The following is a 15,543-nucleotide window of genomic DNA, read 5'->3' as shown; positions in this document are numbered from 1 at the left end:
AATCTATCGTTTGCTAAATAGGAATCAAAATTATGATCTATATATATGTATCCTTTTATTTCAGATAATTTCTTAAGAAGAAAGGTTTTACCACTACCATTGTTTCCCACTAATTGTATAATTCTATCTTTTTCCAAGTTTTGTTCTAAAATTGATAAATTAGAAGATAAATTTATTTTTTTATAATAAGCATTGTAGTGTTCAGTTATTCTTTTAATAGATACAGTTTCTGACAAATATCCAAATATGGCGAAGTAAAAAATGACTATTCTGCTATCTAAGTTTATAGCAGCGGTAATGTTATCTGATTCAAAACTGGGATATAAAGAATAAAAGATCATTAAACTAGATATTATAAGACCTAATATATAAGCTAAAGAATTAATTAAATATCGTTGCGATGCTATGGTATATAAACCATATATTCCAGATAGAATAGTATCTCGACAAAAACGATTAGCCAGACGACATTGAGGTAACTTATTAAGATAAGAAAAGCGAATTGATAAATTATGCAACTCTTTATAGTGTTTATTTCTATTGTTCCTGTACACAGGATACAATAAATAAACGCTAGTGAGCAATACAAATATAGCTCCAAACATAATCATAAAATTGTCAGAATTAAGGAATAAAAGTACAGTTCCGACAAATATCGAACCAAACCAAAAAACATCCTTAGCATACATGGTAAATCTATTTATTATTACATTATATTCATGCTTAAATAAATTGAAGCCTTCGATCCTAAAGTTGCTTTTAATAGAACTATATATGTCTTGTCTTGCTTTTTTTCTTATCTTAAGCTCTATTAAATATGATCCTACAATCAATGAAATCATACCTAATAGAGATATAGATATTATTTTATAGGTCTCACTACCATATTCATTATATGTAATTGCTCCCAACTCGAATAATGAAAAACTAGCAATGAACAAGAGTATAATCCCAATTGCAGAGTTATAACTAAAAACATACAGGAACTGAGAAACTCTTGATTTATTAATTTTATAATCATCTTCTAATATAACACCATTATTTGACGTCGATTTTAAGGGTTTATTTTTTATGTCCAATTCAATATTCTTAAGTTCATGAGGAAATGATAATATAACATTAATTTGATACTCTTCCCTTAGTTTTGAAATGATACTGTCTAAATCAAGCAATAAGTGAGAATCCCACCCAGTCCTATTTACATCAAAATAAATATGGCCTTTATAATCATCAATTATAGCCATATATACATTCCTTACAGCAAAAATAAGATTCAATTGTCCTCTTGACAGATCGCTAATACTTGAGCTCATATCAATATATTTATTAATCTGAAAAATTTCATAACTTAATTTATTTAATATACTTCTATTGATTTGCTCTTTTGATAAATATATATTCCCCAGAATAGTTTTTTCAATAAAACCCTGTGTACCATCTAAATCATAATATTCCTCTGGCTTATATCGATAATTTTTATACCTACTAATAATTGACAATTTTGCTAAATAACCATCATAAAATGGCGTTAGTAATCTAACTAAACCAAGATATTCACCAACCAAAATTAGAGAATATAAAAGAATCAGAAATTTATCATTATTATATATTTCCTTGCCAATTAGAATGAGAAAAAGAACAGGAATCACTTTTAAAAATGCATTTGATGAAATATCTACAGCTCTCCACAGTGAATCAATGCGCTTTACTTTTTCTTCAATATGAATAATTCTATTCAAGTTTGAAAATTTCCCTCCTTGGTATCCAGTTAACAATATAGCAGTCAGAGACTCTAAATTATCTCCAATAAATCCATATCTCCGTTTCCTTATCTTTGCTAATTTCTTAGAGAGATATGTTCGCTTTTTTAATAGAAAAAAGGATAATAGTATTAATATGGGACACAAAGATAATAAGCCAACTGTTCCTCCCTCAACATTAATGACCATTAGAATGGCGAGATAAATGAAACAGATTACTTTAGATATCATCAAAACCACACTAGTATCATACGTAGAGTAATTTACAATATCATGCTCATTCTGCTGAGCATCTTTTTTACTGGTGAAACAGCTATCAAATATTGAGAGAATATAAGCCTGTTTTTTAGTGATGAGAAATAGACTTAGATTATTAATCATACTCAAGATAGGTCTTAATATTACAATTAAGAAGATAATCAGGCCAACACTACCCACCTCTAAACCATTAGTCAAAGGAAGTGTTATTATATAAATTAATATGAAAAATGAAAAAAAAGAAGATAATAAATTAATTATTACCTCAATAGGAAATAGAATTAATGTACTATATTGCTTTGTTAAATCGTCCTTAATCGCAGAAATATTCATTTGCCACCTTATTTTTTAATAGCTAAATTAGATCTTCTTTGTTTCCTGCATTACTTACAATAATGATGTCTGTTTTTTTAAGACCCATTCCTAAAGCCTTTATCTTTTCTTACTTATTTAAGTAAACGCACTAATTTAGCTTTTTCTTTATTACTCACTTTTATCTCCTTTAATTGACGATGTTTCTTAGCTCGCTGTAATAAGGGAGAAAATTTAAATATTATTATCATTAAAAGCAATATCGATCAATGAAATGGAATACAAAATTATCAGTTTGTTACCCGACAGATATCACGTACACAGTTTCTACTATCGTCATTATTAATTCTTTATTATCCTATCTTTTGTTAAAGTAACCTCATCTGAACAACCGGGACGATATTATGCTTATTACTATTTCACCTGCAAAAACCCTTGATTATGAAAGCCCGCTTGCCACGGCAGAATATAGCCAACCAGAATTACTCGACCAATCAAAGCAGTTAATCAGTATTTGTCGCGAACTGACGCCTGCTCAAATTGCGAGTCTGATGGGTATCAGCGATAAACTTGCTGGCTTGAATGCAGCCCGTTTTGGCGAATGGCATGCTGATTTCACACCAGAAAATGCCCGTCAGGCGATCCTGGCATTTAAAGGTGATGTTTATACTGGTATGCAAGCTGAATCTTTCTCCGATAAGGATTTTAATTTTGCTCAGGATCATCTGAGAATCTTATCTGGCCTTTACGGTGTACTCCGTCCGTTAGATCTGATGCAACCTTACCGGTTGGAAATGGGAATCAAACTGGAAAATAAACGCGGTAAAGATCTCTACGCTTTCTGGGGAGATCTGATCACAGAAAAACTCAATGAGGCTCTGGAACAACAAGGTGATAATGTGTTGGTTAATCTGGCTTCTGATGAATATTTCAAATCCGTGAATACGAAAAAGTTAGCCGGTAAAATCATTAAACCTGTATTCCTCGATGAGAAAAACGGTAAGTATAAAATCATTAGTTTTTATGCGAAAAAAGCTCGTGGGCTAATGAGCCGGTTTATTATTCAGAATCAATTAACGCAAACTGACCGTCTGGTGGAGTTTAATCTGGACGGTTACGCCTTTGATGAATCGTTATCCAAAGGGAATGAACTGGTATTTAAACGCCCTGAACAACATTAAGACCTTATTATCAATAATATACGCCGCATAATCTGTGCGGCGCCCACTCTTATGATGATTTAGGTGTTCTTTCCATCAAGAAAGCTCGCAATTTAGCAAAATCTGCCGGTAAATGATGGGATAACAACGCCAAATCAGCCCGTTCAGCCAACGCTTCGGGCAATGGCAATTCCTCACCCAGAATCTGTTCCACATTCTCTTTAAATTTCGCTGGATGAGCCGTACCAAGAAATAACCCGTATTCACCATCTTGTAATTGATCACGCAAAACACGATAAGCAACCGCTGCATGAGGTTCAGAGATATAACCCAGTTTAGCCAATTCCTTAACTGTCTCTTTAGTCACGTCATCGCTGACTACGCCATATCCCAATTCACTTAACGGCCAAGATTTACGATAAAACAGTTCTTCAATCCGCGGCCAATTATTTGGCTGACTCACATCCATTGCGTTGGAAAGCGTAGCAACCGTTTGATTAGGCCGCCATTTTCCACCCACGAGATAACGTGGAACTGTATCGTTAGCATTAGTAGCAGCGATAAAGCGTTTTACCGGCAATCCCATTGATTTTGCCAATAAACCCGCGGTTAAATCACCAAAATTCCCACTCGGTACAGAGATAACCAGTTGTTCACGCTTATCTTCTGGTAGTTGAGCAACCGCTTCAAAGTAGTAGCAAATTTGCGCCAACAAGCGGCTGATGTTAATTGAGTTAGCTGAATTGAGATACAGAGTTTGTTTCAACTCCTGATCATCAAACGCCTGTTTAACCAACGCCTGACAATCATCGAAATCGCCATCAATCGCCACCGTGTGAATATTACCGCCCAATGTACAGAACAGTTTCTCCTGTAACGGACTAATCTTGCCTTGCGGATAGAGGATCACCACCTGTACATTATTCAGTCCATAAAAGGCGTGCGCTACCGCCGCCCCTGTATCGCCGGAAGTCGCAGTCAGGATAGTTACTGGCTGCTCACCAGCAACTTGTGCCAACATTTGCGCCATAAAACGGCCGCCAAAATCCTTAAATGCCAGAGTCGGGCCGTGGAATAATTCCAGCGTTGCAACATCATTTTCCACTTTGGCAACAGGCGCCGGAAAATCAAAAGCATGCTCAACTCGTGTCGCCAGTTGTTCTGGCGGAATTTCATCGCCAATAAACGCTGAGAGAATGCGACCGCTGCGGGTAACAAAATCCAGTTTCAGCAGTTGGTCAATTTCTTCACGGCTAAATTCCGGTAAATCCTGCGGGAAGAAAAGCCCTTGCTGTTTACCTAACCCCTGTTTGACTGCCTGTGCAAAACTCACCTGCTCGCTGTTGTCTTTCAAGTTATACAGTTTCATCAGTTACCCTATCTGTCGTGCGCCTGCGAGATCCAGACGGCAAATGTGTACAAAACCTTCATCATTCTGAACATAATGCTGTTGCAGCCACTCAGCCATTTCCTCTGCGGTCGCCATATCATCACAAATGGAGAACAAGGTCGGGCCAGAACCAGAAATACCACACGCCAATGCGCCTACCCGTTTTGCTGTTTCTCGCGCCTTGGCAAAACCCGGTAGCAGTTGGGTACGATATGGTTCAGCAACCACATCTTTCATTAATCTGGCTGCCAATGCTGGTTGCCGTGTATGACAGGCATGAATAAAACCAGCAAGGAAACGTCCATGATCGATAACGTCCTGCTTCGGATATTTCTTAGGTAAAATTGCTCTGGCTTCTGCGGTAGAAACTTTAATGCCCGGATAAGCCATCACCCATAACCATTCATCAAACGAAGGGACTGGCTGACAGATAATATCCCCCTGTTCCATAATCAGTTGCAAACCGCCGAGATAACATGGAGCAACATTATCATAGTGAATACTGCCGGAAATGCGTCCTTCCAGTTGCCCCATCATTGTCAATAATTGGCTTTTGCTAAACGGGAGGCCCGCAAACTCGTTCAGCGCCATCAAGCCAGCAACAACAGAGCAAGCGCTGGAGCCAAGGCCAGAACCAATTGGCATATTTTTTTCCAGCGTCATTGCCACAGGTAATTGTTTGCCCAAACACTGGCAGAATAATTGCCAGCATTGGTAAACGATGTTGTGCTCCAGCTTCTCAGGCAACTTCCCCACAAACGGCCCTTCATTATGCAAACTGAAACTCTCCGCTGCCCGGACAGTGACGCAATCCCCTAATAAAGCGCCATCAACCGGAGAGACCGCCGCTCCCAGTACATCAAACCCAACACTGACATTGCCAATAGATGCAGGCGCATAGACTTTAATCACAATTAAACTCCCTGTTTCCAGGACAAGGTACGCAGCATATCTGCGAACACACCTGCGGCAGTCACATCATTACCCGCCCCGTATCCCCGCAGTACCAGCGGGATTGGCTGATAGTAACGCGTGTAGAATGCCAACGCATTTTCGCCATTTTTGACTTTATAAAGCGGATCATTGCCATCTACTGAGGCAATTTTCACCTTGCAACGGCTATCTTCAATGATGCCAACATAGCGCAGCACTTTTCCCTGCCCTTTGGCTTCTGCCACACGCTGGCTGAAAACCTGATCAAGAGAAGGTAAACGCTCAAGGAAACTATCCACGCCGCCACTGTTATCAAAGGAAGCTGGTAGTACAGGCTCCACATCAATATCATCCAGTTCCAGTTCATAACCCGATTCACGAGCCAGAATCAGCAGCTTACGAGCAACATCCATACCGGACAGATCATCACGCGGATCGGGTTCGGTATAACCCTTCTCTTTTGCCAGCAACGTCGCCTGAGATAGTGACATTCCTTCATCCAACATACCGAAAATAAAAGAGAGAGAACCAGAAAGAATGCCATTGAACTGAACCAGTTCATCACCCGCATTAAGCAGGTTTTGTAAGTTTTCAATAACAGGCAGGCCAGCTCCTACGTTAGTGTCATACAGAAATTTGCGTTTAGATTTCTCTGCCGCCTTACGAATCTGATGATAATAAGCCATTGACGACGTATTGGCTTTTTTATTCGGCGTGACCACATTGAAGCCATCACTCAGGAAACTGGCGTATTGATCAGCAATTTGCTGATTAGAGGTACAATCCACTATCACCGGGTTTAGCAAATGGTACTCTTTCTCCAAACGGATCAGACGGCTTAAGCTAAAAGGTTCTTTCGCCTCTGATAAGCATTGCTGCCAATTATCAAGGCAAATGCCTCTCATGTCCGTCAACATAGCCCGTGAATTAGCAATACCACATACCCGTAAATCAATGTGCTTTTGCTTCAACCAAGTTTGTTGACGACGGATCTGCTCAATCAAAACACTGCCTACGCCACCAACACCGACAACAAAAACTTCGATCACCTGATCAGTATTAAATAACATCTGATGGCACAGACGAACCGCTGTGGTTGCCATTTCATTATCGATAACCGCAGAGATAGAACGTTCAGAAGATCCCTGTGCGATGGCAACAATATTGATATTACCGCGTGCCAATGCAGAGAAGAAACGGGCAGAGATACCACGCAAAGTACGCATACCATCGCCAACAACAGAGATAATGGAAAGATTTTCCATCACGTCCAAAGGATCAAGCACACCCTCTTTCAGTTCAAGATAGAATTCTTCACTCAGCGCCTGACGCGCACGTTCCAATTCACGTTGAGGGACACAGAAACTGATACTGTATTCTGAAGATGACTGAGTAATCAGCACAACAGAGATCCCTTTGCGAGACATGACAGCAAATACCCTTGCCGCCATCCCCACCATCCCCTTCATTCCAGGGCCGGATACGTTAATCATTGCCATACTGCTCAGGTTGGTAATCCCTTTTACCGGCGTACTTTCATCTTTCTGCCCGTCACCGATAAGTGTTCCCGGCGCATCTGGATTGGCGGTATTTTTAATCAAACAAGGGATCTGAAATTGAGCAATCGGGGCAATGGTCCGTGGATGCAACACCTTGGCGCCGAAATAAGAGAGTTCCATCGCTTCCTGATAGGACATGCCTTTTAGCAACCGCGCATCCGGCACCACTCTGGGATCACAGGTATAAACGCCATCCACATCGGTCCAGATTTCACAACATGTCGCCCGCAAACAAGCCGCCAAAACCGCAGCAGAATAGTCAGAACCATTACGCCCCAGAACAACCAGCTCCCCTTTATCATTCCCGGCAGTAAATCCAGCCATCAGGACAATATGGTCATCAGGAATATTCAGAGAAGAAATACGTTTCGTAGACTCGTTGATATCTACCGTAGATTCAAGGTAACGACCTTGCGCCAACAAATTTTCTACCGGATCAATCACCGTGACTTTGTGACCACGCGCCTGCAATACAGACTCCATGATTGCGATAGAGAGTTTTTCCCCGCGACAAATCAGGGAAGCGTTAATGCTGTCCGGGCATTGTCCCAGTAACGAAATACCATGCAGAACCTGTTTCAATTGAGCCAATTCTTGCTCAACCATCATTTTTAACCGTTCATAAGCAAAACCGGGTTGCGCCTGTGCTAATCCCTGTAATAAATCAGCAAAGATCTGCTCAGCATCATGCATATGGGTAATGATCTCTTGCCCGGCTACCGTTTTTTCAATCATCTCCACTAAATGATTGGTAATTTTTGCCGGCGCGGAAAGCACCAACGCAACTCCGCCTTGGGAAAGTTTTTTTTCTGCAATATCGGCAACGCTCAGCACACGCTGGTAATTCGCGACCGAAGTTCCTCCAAATTTAAGCACTCGCATTAACATTTTTCTCCTGATTCCGCGCCAAAAAAAAGCCCGCATCTGATTTGGATGCGGGCTTTTTTCTCTGTTTTATGTATGCGTCAGCCCGCCCCGCAACCTGTGGTTCCGGTGGTGGTAATAATTGTGGTTTTCAGGCTGATAGTTTGCATAGGTTCCTGTCTGTCATTTAATGGGTTCGACCCTATATTGGTTAAATGATTTTGTGCACAAAGTCAAACATTTCCACCAAATAATCTTATATTTTTGATATTTTTAGCATTGGAATAATCCATCTTATGGTCGTCAATGCAAACAAATATTTCTTACTGAACACAATTTTTTAGTTGTTAAATCCATTTTTAACAAAATTAACAATATATTTTATCTTTTAGCAAAAATCAGTTATTTTTGTTCACTATTAAGCTTATAACAGGTTGCTTTTCATACAAAAACACACGGGTATATTAATAAAAATTTGTCATTTGCATGACAGAATACAAGGTATAAAATAACCAATATAAATAATATTAACGTGCTACAATCAATTTTGATGTACGTCAATAAAAGGTAGTTTTTTTAGATGGTAAATGCATTGCAAGCTGTTATATTGCTGTTAATGAACTAACATAACACTGTTTAACCAGTTTTTTGGGTATATACCCACCAAAGGAAAAGCAACTTTTACTTTCAGTGTAAAACATATCAATAAATGTTATTACTGATTTAAGCTATAATTTCAGTGATGACAAATAATAACCAGTAAATATCCTGAGATAAGAGTAGTTTGAATCATTCTGATTTATTTTTAAGCGATTCTAGGTAGCAACCATGCAAACCCCGCACATTTTGATTGTTGAAGACGAAATTGTCACTCGCAACACCCTAAAAAGCATTTTCGAAGCTGAAGGGTATATCGTTTATGAAGCCACCGATGGCTCAGAGATGCACCACATTCTGTCAAATAATGACATTAACTTGGTGATTATGGACATTAACCTTCCAGGCAAAAATGGCTTGTTACTTGCCCGCGAACTGCGTGAACAAGCAAATGTCGCCCTGATGTTCCTGACTGGCCGTGATAACGAAGTAGACAAAATCCTTGGCTTGGAAATTGGCGCAGATGATTACATCACCAAACCATTTAACCCACGTGAATTGACTATTCGCGCCCGCAACCTGCTTTCTCGTACCATGAATCTGAGTAATATCAGCGAGGAGCGCCGCCAAGTTGAGAGTTATAAATTCAACGGTTGGGAATTAGATATCAATAGCCGTTCTCTGATCAGCCCAGCGGGTGAGCAGTATAAATTGCCACGCAGCGAATTCCGCGCCATGCTTCATTTCTGTGAAAATCCAGGCAAAATCCAAACGCGCGCAGATTTACTGAAAAAGATGACAGGTCGTGAATTGAAACCTCATGACCGTACTGTCGATGTAACGATTCGTCGTATCCGTAAACATTTCGAATCGACGCCAGATACGATGGAAATTATCGCCACCATTCACGGTGAAGGCTATCGTTTCTGTGGTGATTTAGAAGCATAACTTGAATATCGGTAAGCCTCTAAAAATAACAGGATGGGATATCCCTGTAGGAACCCATCCTGCCCCTCAATTTTCCACCGTCTTCCACGGCATAATCGGTACAGCACTGAGCGCATTCTTCGGAGAACCATCGATCATCTTATCGGAGTATGTCAGATAGACTAATGCATTACGATTTGCATCATAGAAACGAACGACTTGAAGTTTTTTAAACACCAGTGAGGTTCGTTTCTGAAAAACCACCTGACCTTTTTTGCTGCTCTTTTTAATCTTGTCTGTTAATTCAATCTCTCCAACCTGCTGACAAGAAATAGCCGCATCAGAAGTATCCTCCGCAAGTCCTAAACCCCCTTTTATGCCGCCTGTTTTTGCCCTGCTCAGGTAGCAAGTCACATTTTTAACATCAGGATCATCAAACGCTTCCACCACAATTTTGTGATCAGGCCCGATAAATTTAAAAACAGTGTCTACCGAACCAATCTCTTCAGCCTGAGTCGCCACAGGTATGAACAACAACGTTGTTGTTACTAGTATCTTTATGATTTTTAACATATATAGTCTCGTACCTTAATTAATTCAGCGTAACATTTCACCACCCAGATACCAAATAGGGCAGTAATACCATCCAATGGAAATAATTACTTATTAGAATAATTTCATAAAGTAATGAGTGAAATTATAATATGAATAAGTATCCTATTGTAAATATAAGACTTGTTTTACACTTAGCGCTTATATCCAGTAGAGTTATTGTTGAATGCCACGTTTGTCAATAAATTATGAACACGCACAGCACACAGGCGCCAGAACAGATATGCAATACACTGGAATGATCGTTTTACTCACTCTGTAAACCTGTTCAAGTGGCAAACAAAATAGTCTAGTAATATAGGTTCTTATGTTGTTCTTTCTGGTCTTAACGACTAAGGAGATGTATGGATCAAACCGGCATCATTCGTGATTTATTACGTTGGCTAGACAATCATTTAGATCAACCGTTATCACTCAATAATGTTGCAGCTAAAGCAGGTTATTCTAAATGGCACCTGCAACGTATGTTTAAAGACATTACCGGCCAGGCTATCGGCTCCTATATCCGTGCCAGAAGGTTATCACGGGCAGCCGTTGCTTTGCGTTTAACCAGCCGCCCTATTCTGGATATTGCTTTACAGTACCAGTTTGACTCCCAACAAACTTTCACTCGCGCATTTAAAAAACAATTTAATAAAACACCTGCACTTTATCGTCTCAGTGAGGAGTGGTGCGCCACGGGTATCTGCCCCCCCATATTGTTGGATAAGAGGTATATTCCCGAAGCAACCTATCTCACACTAAAGGAACAGCCACTGGTTGGTATAGAGCAGACCTGTTCTTATACGCTGGAACAATGGTCCAGTTTTTGTACGGAAATGCGACACAATTTCTGGACATACTATCTGAAAAATGCGGAAGTGTTGCCTCCTGTACTTTATGGCCTGCATCATGCGACTCCCAATCCAGAAAAAGAAGATGAACAAACCGTGTTGTACACCACAGCGGTAGAACCCCAATATGCCCTGTTTGATGTGGTAGGCAGCCAACCTGTTACATTACCGGCCGGAGAATACGTCTCATTTAGTTACTACGGCACCAAAGATGGCTTACAGGATTTTCTGTTTACCGTCTATGGTATTTGTCTGCCAATGCTAAACCTGACACGTAGGAAAGGATACGATATCGAGCGATATTATCTTACCAATATCAATGATAGAGATAAGGAAGCGGCGAACCATATCATCGAATTTCAGTATCTCATTCCTATCCAGCATTAACGTTGTAATTCATCCAGCGCGGGCGTATCCAAATGTGTGATATCGCCTGCCGTTTCTACAATCCAGCCTGACGCCAGCCACGGACTGTGTTGATAATCCACTCTGGACAGAGAGCAATTTCGCAGACGAAGACGACGTTCAGCATGCGCCGGCAATCCCAGTATTGTGCTAACCAAACATCCCAAAGCAATACCGTGACTGACTAACAATGGCCGACTCCCATCCGGCAGATTACGGCAGCTTTCCAGCGCAGCTCTCATACGCATAGCAAGTTCATCCATAGATTCCCCTTCGGGGATACGCCCCCCAGGCGTGCCATCAAGGACTTTCTTACGCCAGTTCTCCTCTTCCGAGGTCAAAGAATCAATATTTCTGCGTTCAAGCACTCCCATGTTCAATTCGCGCAAACGTGGCTCCAGAATAATTTCACAACCACAAACCTCAGCAATAATTTCCGCCGTTCGGCGTGTCCGTCCAAGGTCGCTGGTAATAATATGGGTAATACTTTCAGATTTTACTCTTTGCGCCACTAATCTGGCTTGATGTTCGCCTGCTTCGGTCAAAGGGCTGTCAGATTGTCCCTGAATACGACGTGCCGCATTCCATTCGGACTCCCCATGCCGAACAAGATATACCTGTAACATTTTCATTTTCCGTTATACTGCGTAAATACTCGTTCAAAGGATAACTCATCTATTATGTATCACGTTATTGCTGCAACCACCAACCCTGCAAAAATTAAAGCCATTAGTCTCGCCTTTGATGATGTTTTTGGGCCAGGTACTTATCGGATCGAAGATATCAATGTAGACAGTAGCGTCCCACAACAACCTATTGGCAACACGGAAACCCGTACCGGCGCCCGTCAGCGCGTAATGGCCGCCAGACAAGTTCGTCCTGAAGCAGATTTTTGGGTCGGTGTGGAAGCAGGTATTGAAGACGATATGACATTTGCCTGGATGGTGGTGGAATATCAGCAAATTCGCGGAGAATCTCGTTCAGCCAGTTTAATGCTGCCAGAAAAAATTCTTGATGGTATTCGAGAAGGTCGGGAATTGGGCCATGAAATGGCTTACCTGACAGGCATTGATAACATCAAACAAAAAGATGGAGCAATTGGCTTTTTTACTGACGGCATCCTGACTCGTACCAGTGTGTACCACCAAGCTCTGATACTCGCTTTGGTGCCGGTACATCATGAAATTTATAAGGAACTGAACGCCCGTTAAACAGGCATTCACCATAGGCCGCAGTTGGCGGCCTGCTGCTATTTCAGTAGCTGCTGTTCCAACCAAGCCTTTACATCGTTTGAAGCAAATTTCAGGCTATTAGAGCCGCGCGTAATCGTCGCAATTCCCACCCCAAGTTCATTTTTCAGCTCACGTTGACTCATTTTTCCACTCATCAACTCCTTGATGATTCGCACCCTGGTAGCCAGTGCTGTCCGTTCATCTGGTGTCAATAATAACTGCAAAATCGGATGCTGTAGATTTTCAGCAAAAGCCTGTTGGAGTAATGTCACGAAACATTGCCAATCTTCATGATCTTGTGGCGAAAGTGCCGGGTCTGTCAGATGATTCATCGTCATAATCAATCATTATACTATTTAACTAGTACAGCAGCATAACATAGTTTGCCATAAATCAATAACGCCTTTGCCATTCCACGTTAGTCAGCACATTTGATGATTTGCCCATGAAATGACTGTAGAAGACATCATAAACCAAAACATTTTTGACATAATTGCGAGTTTCAGAAAATGGAATGCTGTCAATAAAGGCTATCGCATCCAGTCGCCCACCACTGTTAGATAACCAACGATCTACGCGAGTTGGCCCAGCATTATAAGCAGCGCTGGCAAGTATCCGATTATTACCAAAGCGTTGATAAACCAATTCAAGATAAGCAGTACCGATTTCGATATTCGTTAGCGGGTTTATCAGTTGGCTACTGTTTACATATCCCTGGATGCCATTTTGCTTAACCGTATCCTTCGCCGTTTCCGGCATCACCTGCATCAACCCCATTGCCCCAACTGGCGAACTGGCTTGCGGATTCCAAGCGCTTTCCTGACGGGCTATCGCCATCGCATAACTTTGAGGAATGCCTTTATTGGCAGTGAAGTGACTAAATTCCCGCTGCCATGCTAATGGAAAACGTTCTTCAAGGTAGTCCCACATTTTTCCTGTTATTGTCGCCTGTACACTAAGAGCCGCCCATTTTTGATCGAAAGCATAACGCGCCAGTTGCTGTTGTTTTAATTTATCTTGGCTAGCGATCAAATAATGCCACTCTATGCGAGCAAGATTATCCATTTGCCAATACAGCAGCTCTCTTACTCTCCGTACATCGGGCATTGAAGCAATAGCAGCATCTGGCTTTTTTGCGATGCTTATCGTCAGCGGATAGCTGACATTTAATTTTTGCGCAGCAACCATTGGGTAAAAACCTCGGCCTTCCATCAACTTACGCAATATCGCCTCACCTTCGCTTTTATTACCCTGAGCTAATAGAATGTTGGCTCGCCAATAACGCCACTCTTCTTTGTTCTGGTTCTCCAACGGTAACAATTTTATCCATTGAGCCACTCCACGCTCATCTGCATGACCCAACGCCAAACGAATACGACGCTCAAGCAATGCAACGGATTGGCTATTGCGGATCGCATCATCACGCCACTTTTCTTGTTCATCACTCACATCGCCCATTAGCTGCCAGGCAACAATATCTTTTAATCGCTGACGTTCACTGCCATTCATCTTTTGCACTCTGACAATTGATGGGACGATCGCTCTTGCCTGCTCCGGATCTTGACGTGCGAAACGCGAAAAAGCCGCTAAAGTGGCTGCACGAGTAAAATCAGTCGGCCCAGAATGATCAGCAAAATCCGCTACGGTAGCCGGATCATTTTGCAATTTAATCAGACCTTCACTGATACTTTTGTATCCCAGTGGCAATTGCTTAGCGAGATAACTGACCAGTGACGTATTCCCCGCTTTTAACGCAAGGCTAATACGCTGTAATATCAGTTTCGCTGATAAATGGCCGGTTTGCTGCCAAACATCAAATAATTTATCGCAACTGGCTGGCAAAGAACGACCATTCAACCAAACTTCTTTCGCTCCCTGCCAGGCAACCTGTTCCTCACCTGTAGCCCATTTAGCAAAATAGTAATGACAACGGGCTGTAATAGATTTCGGCGCAGTAGGAGTGAATGCCAGCACGCCGCGCCAGTCTTCGCGGCGTGCAAGCTCATTGATAAAACGAGATGATAAAGAACGTGCGGGTGGTAGATTAGGGTGGCGATCAGTAAAATCACGGATCTGCGCAGATGTAGCAAGTGACAGATCCTGAGTCAACTCCCGGTATTGCAGATAAGGATAAAGCGGATAGTCTTTCAATGTTGGCATCAGCCTCGCGATTTCAGCCCTATCGCCGACATTCCACGCTTGCTTAATTTGCTGATATCTCTGTCGCTGATTTTCCAGAGAATCAGCCTTCGCTGCTGCGGAGATAAAAACCAACCCTACAGCCACCGCAAGGTATTGCCACTTAGCCATTATCACGTTCCTCCGGGAGATCAAATCACATAGGTTAATATTACGAATACATAAACACCATATTAATATAATTATCACCCCTTACCACATCAATTTATCCTATGATGAGATATCTAACTATATATTCATAACAGGTAAGTTTTTTATCTAATAAGTTGACTCACTTTAACCAACTCAACCCAGGATTATCTTATTCGGGCAATTGGGTTATAGAGTTTATTGACTTAAATCGGGTAAACTGTGACAAATCGTGTTCAGATGAACATCAATAACCTAAACGGATATAATCAGGCATCAACGCGCCCTGTTCATGCGACTTGCTTCGCAAAACAGGCATTATCACAATCAGAGATAGCGAGGCTTATAGCAACGTGGCTCAATACGTTTACAC

At 41.3% G+C, this 15,543-nt stretch carries 13 protein-coding genes and 1 other annotated feature; of the genes, 4 read left to right on the top strand and 9 right to left on the bottom strand.

Going from position 1 to position 15,543, the window contains the following annotated elements:
- The coding region (locus tag V2H77_RS02930) for a hypothetical protein (protein WP_341497610.1) at positions 1 to 2,351 on the bottom strand (2,351 nt) is incomplete at its 3' end.
- A gap of 383 nt (positions 2,352 to 2,734) precedes the next feature.
- On the opposite strand from V2H77_RS02930, the gene yaaA reads away from it, so the two are divergent.
- Positions 2,735 to 3,511, top strand: coding sequence for a peroxide stress protein YaaA (yaaA, locus tag V2H77_RS02925; protein ID WP_341497609.1), 777 nt, complete (start codon positions 2,735 to 2,737; stop codon positions 3,509 to 3,511).
- A gap of 49 nt (positions 3,512 to 3,560) precedes the next feature.
- On the opposite strand, the gene thrC is transcribed toward yaaA, so the two are convergent.
- The 4 genes from thrC to V2H77_RS23580 form a co-directional block, all read right to left on the bottom strand.
- Positions 3,561 to 4,859 (bottom strand): threonine synthase, encoded by a 1,299-nt coding sequence (thrC, locus tag V2H77_RS02920; protein WP_341497608.1) that lies wholly within the window; start codon positions 4,857 to 4,859, stop codon positions 3,561 to 3,563.
- Between the two features lie 3 nt (positions 4,860 to 4,862).
- Positions 4,863 to 5,792: a homoserine kinase gene (thrB, locus tag V2H77_RS02915; protein WP_341497607.1), complete on the bottom strand. Its 930-nt coding sequence runs from the start codon at positions 5,790 to 5,792 to the stop codon at positions 4,863 to 4,865.
- A gap of 2 nt (positions 5,793 to 5,794) precedes the next feature.
- Positions 5,795 to 8,254, bottom strand: a complete 2,460-nt coding sequence (thrA, locus tag V2H77_RS02910; RefSeq protein WP_341497606.1) for a bifunctional aspartate kinase/homoserine dehydrogenase I — start codon at positions 8,252 to 8,254, stop codon at positions 5,795 to 5,797.
- 25 nt (positions 8,255 to 8,279) lie between these two features.
- Positions 8,280 to 8,399: a sequence feature (Thr leader region), on the bottom strand.
- Positions 8,338 to 8,406, bottom strand: coding sequence for a thr operon leader peptide (locus V2H77_RS23580; protein WP_110882773.1), 69 nt, complete (start codon positions 8,404 to 8,406; stop codon positions 8,338 to 8,340). (Overlaps the previous feature by 62 nt.)
- Before the next feature lie 658 nt (positions 8,407 to 9,064).
- Between V2H77_RS23580 and arcA the strand changes: the two genes are divergently transcribed.
- On the top strand, positions 9,065 to 9,781 hold the full coding sequence (gene arcA / locus V2H77_RS02905) for a two-component system response regulator ArcA (RefSeq protein ID WP_341497605.1): 717 nt from the start codon (positions 9,065 to 9,067) through the stop codon (positions 9,779 to 9,781).
- Positions 9,782 to 9,847: 66 nt separating this feature from the next.
- Here the strand turns inward: arcA and creA are convergent, their stop codons facing one another.
- Positions 9,848 to 10,333: a protein CreA gene (creA, locus tag V2H77_RS02900; RefSeq protein ID WP_139656877.1), complete on the bottom strand. Its 486-nt coding sequence runs from the start codon at positions 10,331 to 10,333 to the stop codon at positions 9,848 to 9,850.
- A gap of 383 nt (positions 10,334 to 10,716) precedes the next feature.
- Between creA and robA the strand changes: the two genes are divergently transcribed.
- A complete protein-coding gene (gene robA / locus V2H77_RS02895; protein WP_341497604.1) occupies positions 10,717 to 11,592 on the top strand; it encodes an MDR efflux pump AcrAB transcriptional activator RobA in 876 nt (291 codons plus the stop codon).
- Here the strand turns inward: robA and gpmB are convergent.
- Positions 11,589 to 12,236, bottom strand: coding sequence for a 2,3-diphosphoglycerate-dependent phosphoglycerate mutase GpmB (gene gpmB, locus V2H77_RS02890; RefSeq protein ID WP_341497603.1), 648 nt, complete (start codon positions 12,234 to 12,236; stop codon positions 11,589 to 11,591). The genes robA and gpmB overlap by 4 nt on opposite strands.
- A 54-nt stretch (positions 12,237 to 12,290) precedes the next feature.
- Here gpmB and yjjX point away from each other — a divergent pair, with 54 nt between their 5' ends.
- Positions 12,291 to 12,821, top strand: a complete 531-nt coding sequence (gene yjjX / locus V2H77_RS02885) for an inosine/xanthosine triphosphatase (RefSeq protein WP_049583776.1) — start codon at positions 12,291 to 12,293, stop codon at positions 12,819 to 12,821.
- Between the two features lie 38 nt (positions 12,822 to 12,859).
- On the opposite strand, the gene trpR is transcribed toward yjjX, so the two are convergent.
- Together trpR and sltY are read right to left on the bottom strand one after the other, a co-directional pair.
- A complete protein-coding gene (gene trpR, locus V2H77_RS02880) occupies positions 12,860 to 13,180 on the bottom strand; it encodes a trp operon repressor (protein WP_341497602.1) in 321 nt (106 codons plus the stop codon).
- A gap of 55 nt (positions 13,181 to 13,235) precedes the next feature.
- Entirely contained in the window at positions 13,236 to 15,152 is a 1,917-nt protein-coding gene (gene sltY, locus V2H77_RS02875; RefSeq protein WP_341497601.1) for a murein transglycosylase, read from the bottom strand.
- Between the last annotated feature and the right edge of the window lie 391 nt (positions 15,153 to 15,543).

The organism is Photorhabdus sp. P32, from assembly GCF_038085095.1.
In the GTDB taxonomy this organism is placed as follows: Bacteria; Pseudomonadota; Gammaproteobacteria; order Enterobacterales; family Enterobacteriaceae; genus Photorhabdus; species Photorhabdus luminescens.
This window is presented reverse-complemented; position numbering and strand designations above follow the sequence as displayed.

Bases quoted from the DNA above. Each gene is read 5' to 3' on its own strand.
- yaaA (WP_341497609.1), top strand. From the start codon at position 2,735: ATGCTTATTACTATTTCACCTGCAAAAACCCTTGATTATGAAAGCCCG.
- thrC (WP_341497608.1), bottom strand. From the start codon at position 4,859: ATGAAACTGTATAACTTGAAAGACAACAGCGAGCAGGTGAGTTTTGCA.
- thrA (WP_341497606.1), bottom strand. From the start codon at position 8,254: ATGCGAGTGCTTAAATTTGGAGGAACTTCGGTCGCGAATTACCAGCGT.
- arcA (WP_341497605.1), top strand. From the start codon at position 9,065: ATGCAAACCCCGCACATTTTGATTGTTGAAGACGAAATTGTCACTCGC.
- creA (WP_139656877.1), bottom strand. From the start codon at position 10,333: ATGTTAAAAATCATAAAGATACTAGTAACAACAACGTTGTTGTTCATA.
- robA (WP_341497604.1), top strand. From the start codon at position 10,717: ATGGATCAAACCGGCATCATTCGTGATTTATTACGTTGGCTAGACAAT.
- gpmB (WP_341497603.1), bottom strand. From the start codon at position 12,236: ATGTTACAGGTATATCTTGTTCGGCATGGGGAGTCCGAATGGAATGCG.
- yjjX (WP_049583776.1), top strand. From the start codon at position 12,291: ATGTATCACGTTATTGCTGCAACCACCAACCCTGCAAAAATTAAAGCC.
- trpR (WP_341497602.1), bottom strand. From the start codon at position 13,180: ATGACGATGAATCATCTGACAGACCCGGCACTTTCGCCACAAGATCAT.
- sltY (WP_341497601.1), bottom strand. From the start codon at position 15,152: ATGGCTAAGTGGCAATACCTTGCGGTGGCTGTAGGGTTGGTTTTTATC.